At 74.1% G+C, this 6,000-nt stretch carries 5 protein-coding genes; 3 read left to right on the top strand and 2 right to left on the bottom strand.

Going from position 1 to position 6,000, the window contains the following annotated elements:
- The first annotated feature begins 317 nt into the window (after window positions 1–317).
- Window positions 318–1,178 (top strand): hypothetical protein, encoded by an 861-nt coding sequence (locus AC069X_RS07125; RefSeq protein WP_478725976.1) that lies wholly within the window; start codon window positions 318–320, stop codon window positions 1,176–1,178.
- A 7-nt stretch (window positions 1,179–1,185) separates the two neighbouring features.
- Here the strand turns inward: AC069X_RS07125 and AC069X_RS07130 are convergent, their stop codons facing one another.
- Both AC069X_RS07130 and AC069X_RS07135 read right to left on the bottom strand, forming a co-directional pair.
- Window positions 1,186–2,520, bottom strand: a complete 1,335-nt coding sequence (locus AC069X_RS07130; RefSeq protein ID WP_478725977.1) for a D-arabinono-1,4-lactone oxidase — start codon at window positions 2,518–2,520, stop codon at window positions 1,186–1,188.
- The gene (locus tag AC069X_RS07135) at window positions 2,465–3,727 is read right to left on the bottom strand and encodes an MFS transporter (RefSeq protein ID WP_478725979.1); all 1,263 of its coding nucleotides are present in this window, start codon (window positions 3,725–3,727) and stop codon (window positions 2,465–2,467) included. The genes AC069X_RS07130 and AC069X_RS07135 overlap by 56 nt, the downstream gene beginning before the upstream one ends.
- A 168-nt stretch (window positions 3,728–3,895) precedes the next feature.
- Between AC069X_RS07135 and AC069X_RS07140 the strand changes: the two genes are divergently transcribed.
- Both AC069X_RS07140 and AC069X_RS07145 read left to right on the top strand, forming a co-directional pair.
- Entirely contained in the window at window positions 3,896–5,062 is a 1,167-nt protein-coding gene (locus AC069X_RS07140; RefSeq protein WP_478725981.1) for a ferrochelatase, read from the top strand.
- A gap of 9 nt (window positions 5,063–5,071) precedes the next feature.
- A complete protein-coding gene (locus AC069X_RS07145) occupies window positions 5,072–5,875 on the top strand; it encodes an inositol monophosphatase family protein (protein WP_478725983.1) in 804 nt (267 codons plus the stop codon).
- Window positions 5,876–6,000 lie beyond the last annotated feature (125 nt).

The raw sequence follows: 6,000 nt of genomic DNA on the forward strand, positions 1-6,000 counted from the left end.
TATCACCGGTCTTGAGTGCCGTTTCTCCATCAGCCGGCCCCCTCTCCCGAGTCCGGACAGCCGTAAGGAAGGACGGTCCCAGGGCTCGCCACAGTACTCCATTCGGGCCACCCGGGTGGACCGCCGCGCCGCCGAACTTGTCGCGGCCGCCGGGAGTCGGCCTGCCCGGAATCGGGGCCGCGACCGGGCCCACCTGCGCACGCTGCCGTTTTCGGGTGTCCTGCTTCACAGAATCCGCAGAAACGGAACTTTCCGTTTCACTCATGGGTCCCTAACTCTCGGAAGAGGAGAGGCGCGAGAGGCGGGACACACCGGGGATGAGGATGGGTCGGGAAGCGGCGAACGGAACGCGGGCGGACAACCAGGACCGGCCGGCGGGCCCGGACCGTCCGGCAGGCGCGGCGGACGCGGCGGAACCGGCGCGCAGCAAGCTCGACCTGAGCGTGGCCCAGATCGCGGGCAGCTCCCTCGCCACCGTCGCGGCGGCGCTGCTCGCCTCCCGGATGGGCGTCTACGGGACCATCCTCGGCGCCGGCGTGGTCAGCATGGTCGCCACCGCCGGCGGGCCCGTCATCCAGCACGTCTTCCGGCGCACCGGCGACCAGTTGCGCGAGAGCGCCCGCCCCAGGGCCCGTCAGGCGCCGCCGGCCGCGGGGCAAGCGGTCCCGCCGCCGGGGGAGTTCGGCGAGGCCACCGTGCACGGCACCCGCGTACGCGGCTGGAAGCGCACGGCGGTGGCCTCCGGGGCCGCCTTCGCCCTCGCCCTCGGCGGCCTCGGGACGTACGAGGCCTTCGCGGGCACCTCGGTCAGCAGCGACGGCCGCACCATCCTGTCCGGCGGTTCCCGCACGGCCTCCGACCACAAGCCCTCCGCACCGGAGTCCGGCCGGGACGGGGGCGGCGGGGGCGGCGGGGGCGGCGCGGACCGGCACGGCGAACGGGGCGCGGGCGACCGCGGGGACGGCGCGGGAGGGCAGGAGGGGAAGGGCGGACGGACCCCGGAGTCCGGGACCTCCCCGAGTCCCTCCCGCACGCCCGGCGGCCGGAGCCCGAGCCCCGCCCCCTCCGGTTCGGCGACGCCCGGCCCGGCCCCGTCCCCCTCGGAGGACGGCCCGCGGCCCGGTCCCGCCCCGAGCGGTGCGGGCGGCGGCCGCGAGCCGTCGCCCGGCGCCCCTTGAGCGGGGGTCAGTCCCCGAGCACCCGCCGCAGGTAGTCGTTGCCGAACAGCCGGTCCGGGTCCAGCCGGTCCCGCAGCGCGGTGAACTCGCCGAAACGCGGGTAGGCCGCGGCGAGGTACTCCGCGTCGCGGGTGTGCACCTTGCCCCAGTGCGGCCGTCCCCCGTGGGCGGTGAAGATCCGCTCGGCGGCCGTGAAGTACGCCTGGTACGGGGTGCCCCGGTACATGTGCACCGCGATGTAGGCCGTCTCCCGCCCCGAGGCCGTGGACAGCGTGATGTCGTCCGCCGGGGCCGTGCGCACCTCCACCGGGAAGCTGATCCGCAGCGGCGAGCGGTCGACCATGGCCTTGAGCTCGCGCAGCGCCTCCACGGCCCGCTCGCGCGGAAGGGCGTACTCCATCTCCACGAACCGCACCCGGCGCGGGCTGGTGAACACCTTGTACGGGATGTCCGTGTAGGTCCGCGCCGACAGGGCGCGGCTGGCGACGCGGGCGATCGAGGGGATGGCCGCCGGCACGGCCCGGCCCAGGGAGTTGACGGCCTGGAAGAGGCCGTTGGACAGCAGCTCGTCCTCGATCCAGGCGCCGACCGCGCCGGGCGGGGAGGCGGGGCCCTGGCTGCGGTTGTTGCGCTTGGTGTTGCAGTTGCCGGTGTGCGGGAACCAGTAGAACTCGAAGTGCTCGTTCTCCGCGACGTGCTGGTCGAACTCGGCGGTGACCCGGTCGAAGCGCATCGGCTCCTCGCGGGCGGTCAGGAGGAAGAGCGGCTCCACCGCGAAGGTGATCGAGGTGACGATGCCCAGGGCTCCGATGCCGAGCCGGGCCGCCGCGAAGACCTCGGGGTTCTCCTTCTCCGAACAGGTCATCAGCCGGCCGTCCGCCGTGACCAGCTCCAGCGCGCGGATCTGGGCGGCGATGGAGGCCGAGTCGCGGCCGGTGCCGTGGGTCCCGGTGCTCGTGGCGCCGGAGACCGTCTGCTCCATGATGTCGCCCATGTTGGTCAGCGACAGGCCCTGCCGGGCCAGGTCCCGGTTGAGGTCCTTGAGGGCGGTGCCGGCCGCCACGGTGACGGTGCCCGCCTCCCGGTCGGCCGACAGGATCCCGGTGAGCGCCTGCGGCCGTACGAGCACCCCGTCGGTCGCGGCCGCCGCGGTGAAGGAGTGGCCGGTGCCGACCGCCTTCACCCGCAGCCCTTCCTCCGCGGCCCGGCGGACCGCCTCCCGGAGCTCCCCGACCGAGGCCGGAGTGACCACGCGCGCGGGCGTGGCGCGGACGTTGCCCGCCCAGTTACGCCACGTGCCCGGTGCGTTCTTCGCTGTTGCTGCTGTCCCCGACGTCGCCATCGCTGGCAGGCTCCTCCCCTTGCGCCGGCCTCGTCAGCCGGCGGTAACCCGCGAACGCCACCGCCGCCGCGGCCACTCCCGAGGAGATCGAGACCACGAACCCGCGCTGGGCGCCGGCCGCGTCGATGACCAGACCGGTCACCGAGGAGCCTGCCGCGACCCCGACCGCCAGGCCGGTGCTGATCCAGGTCATCCCCTCGGTGAGCTTCGCGCGTGGTACGTGCGCCTCGATCAGGGCCATCGTGGTGATCATCGTGGGAGCGATGGCGAGGCCCGAGACGAAGAGCGCCACGGCCAGGATCGGAAGGTTCCCGGCCAGTAGGAGGGGGATCATACTCACGGCCATCGCACATATGCCCAGGACCCATCGGCGTTCGGCCTTGCCCTTGAGGTGCAGCAGACCGAAGACGATCCCGGCGATACAGGACCCCGCCGCCCAGATCGCCAGGATGAAGCTGGCGGAGGACTTGCTGCCCTGCTCGTCGGCGAAGGCCAGGGTGGACACGTCGATGGACCCGAAGATCGCGCCGGTCGCCACGAAGGTGGCCGTGAGCACCTGGAGGCCGGGCGAGCGCAGGGCCGAGGTGCGGTCGGCGTCCGGGCTGCGCGGGTGCGGGGCCGGCTCGGTGGAGCGCTGCGCGGTGAGCAGCCAGACGCCCACCAGCAGGCAGCCGGCCGCGATCACCGGTCCGGCCTCGGGGAACCAGGTGGTGGACAGGCCGATGGCGAGGATCGGGCCGAAGATGAAGCACACCTCGTCGACCACGGACTCGAAGGAGTACGCGGTGTGCAGCTCGCGCGGGGAGTCGCGGTAGAGCTCGGTCCAGCGGGCGCGGACCATCGAGCCGACGCTCGGCACGCAGCCGGCGACGGCGGCGAAGACGAAGAGCGTCCAGTCGGGGAGGCCGTACGCGGCGGCCAGGACCAGGGCGGTGACGGCGGCGACCGAGATCACGGTCGCCGGGCGCAGCACCCTGCGCTGTCCGTACTGGTCCACGAGGCGGGAGACCAGGGGGCCGATGACCGCCGCGGCCAGGGCCAGGGTGCCGGTGAGGGCGCTCGCCATCGCGTAGCGGCCGGTCATCTCGGAGATCATCGTGAGGATGCCGACGCCCACCATGGATATGGGCAGGCGGCCTATGAGGCCGGCGGCGCTGAACCCCTTGGTTCCGGGGGCCGCGAAGATCGCGCGGTAGGGACTGGGCAAGGTCGCTCCGTAAGGGACGTCATCGGCCCATACAGGTTACGACTGCCGACAAGGCACCCGCATGGGGAAAAATCAACGCTTCGACTTAGGGTTACCTTACCTACGCCGCGTCCGGGATGCGGACCGGGCGGTTCTCCCGGGCGGACCCCGAGTGGCAGGATTCGAGGCATGTCAGACCAGCTCCGTGCCCCCGAAGCGCCCGCGGCCGAAGGCCTCGCCGCCCCCTACGACGCCCTGCTGCTGCTGTCCTTCGGCGGCCCCGAGGGACCCGACGACGTCGTGCCGTTCCTGGAGAACGTCACCCGCGGCCGCGGCATCCCGCGCGAGCGGCTCAAGGAGGTCGGGCAGCACTACTTCGGTTTCGGCGGGGTCAGCCCCATCAACGCGCAGAACCGCGAGCTGCTGGACGCCCTGCGCAAGGACTTCGCCGAGCACGGTCTGGACCTGCCCGTCTACTGGGGCAACCGGAACTGGGCCCCGTACCTGACCGACGTGATGCGCGAGATGGTCCGCGACGGGCGCCGCCGCATCGCCGTCCTCGCCACCAGCGCGTACGCCTCGTACTCGGGCTGCCGCCAGTACCGCGAGAACCTCGCCGACGCACTGGCCACCCTGGCCGAGGAGGGGCTGGAGCTGCCCCGCGTCGACAAGCTGCGGCACTACTTCAACCACCCCGGCTTCGTGGAGCCCATGATCGACGGCGTGGTGGCCTCGCTCGCCGCACTCCCCGACGACGTCCGCGAGGGGGCCCACCTGGCCTTCACCACCCACTCCATCCCGGACTCCGCGGCCGACGCCTCAGGCCCGGCCGAGGAGCACACCGAGGGCGGCCGGGGCGGGGCCTACGTCAGGCAGCACCTGGACGTCGCCCGGGTCATCGCGGACGCCGTCGCCGTCGAGACCGGCACCGCGCACCCCTGGCGGCTCGTCTACCAGTCCCGCAGCGGCGCCCCGCACATTCCGTGGCTGGAGCCGGACATCTGCGACCACCTGGAGGCCCTGCACACCGAGGGCGCGCCAGCCGTCGTCATGGTGCCGATCGGCTTCGTCTCCGACCACATGGAGGTCCTGTACGACCTCGACACCGAGGCCACGGCCAAGGCGGCCGAGCTGGGCCTGCCCGCCGAGCGCTCGGCGACCGTCGGCGCCGACCCCCGCTTCGCCGGGGCGGTACGGGAACTCGTGCTGGAGCGCGCCGCCCGCGAGCGCGGGGAGCAGCCCCGGGAGTGCTGGGTGGGCACCCTGGGCCAGAGCCACGACCTGTGCGCGGTGGGCTGCTGCCCGGCCCGCACGCCCCGGCCGGCCGCCGCCGGCGCGGACAGCCCGTACGCGTAGGGGGAACGAGTGATCTCCGAAGAGCTGAAGGCCGAGCTGCTGGACGTGGCCCTGGAGGCCGCCCGGCGGGCCGGGGAGCTGCTGCGCGACGGCAGGCCCGCCGACCTGGCGGTGGCCGCGACGAAGAGCAGCCCCATCGACGTGGTGACCGAGATGGACATCGCCGCCGAGAAGCTGATCACCGGCATCCTCGCCGAGCGGCGGCCCGCCGACGGGCTGCTGGGCGAGGAGGGCGCGGACAGCCCCGGCACGAGCGGGGTGCGCTGGGTCGTCGACCCGCTGGACGGCACCGTGAACTACCTCTACGGGCTCCCGAGCTGGGGCGTGTCCATCGCCGCCGAGTACCGGGGCGAGACGGTGGCGGGCGTCGTCGCGGCGCCGATGCGCGGGGAGACGTACCACGCGGTGCTGGGCGGCGGGGCCTGGTCGGGCACCGCCCGGCTGGCCTGCCGGCCGGCCGCACCGCTGGACCAGGCGCTGGTCGCCACCGGGTTCGCGTACGTCCAGACGCGGCGGGCCCACCAGGCCGAGGTGGCCGGGCGGATCATCCCGCTGGTGCGGGACGTCCGGCGCGGCGGATCGGCGGCGCTCGACCTGTGCGACGTCGCGGCCGGGCGCCTCGACGGCTACTGGGAGCGCGGGCTGAACCCGTGGGACCTGGCGGCGGGCGAGCTGATCGCCCGCGAGGCGGGCGCCCTGACGGGCGGACGCCCCTCGGAACCGGCCTCGGGGGAGCTGGCCCTGGCGGCCACCCCGGCCGTCTTCGCCTCGCTCCAGCCGCTGCTGGAGGAAGCCGGAGCCTGGCACGACTGAGCAGCGCCGCGGGCCGCGGACGGCACAGGGCCCCGGGGGGGGGAGAGGGGGGGGGGGGGGGGTGGGGGGGGGGGGGAGGGGGGGGGGGGGGGGGGGGGGGGAGGGGAAAGGAAGAGACGTGTTTG

This window comes from Streptomyces sp. NPDC043896, assembly GCF_056435605.1.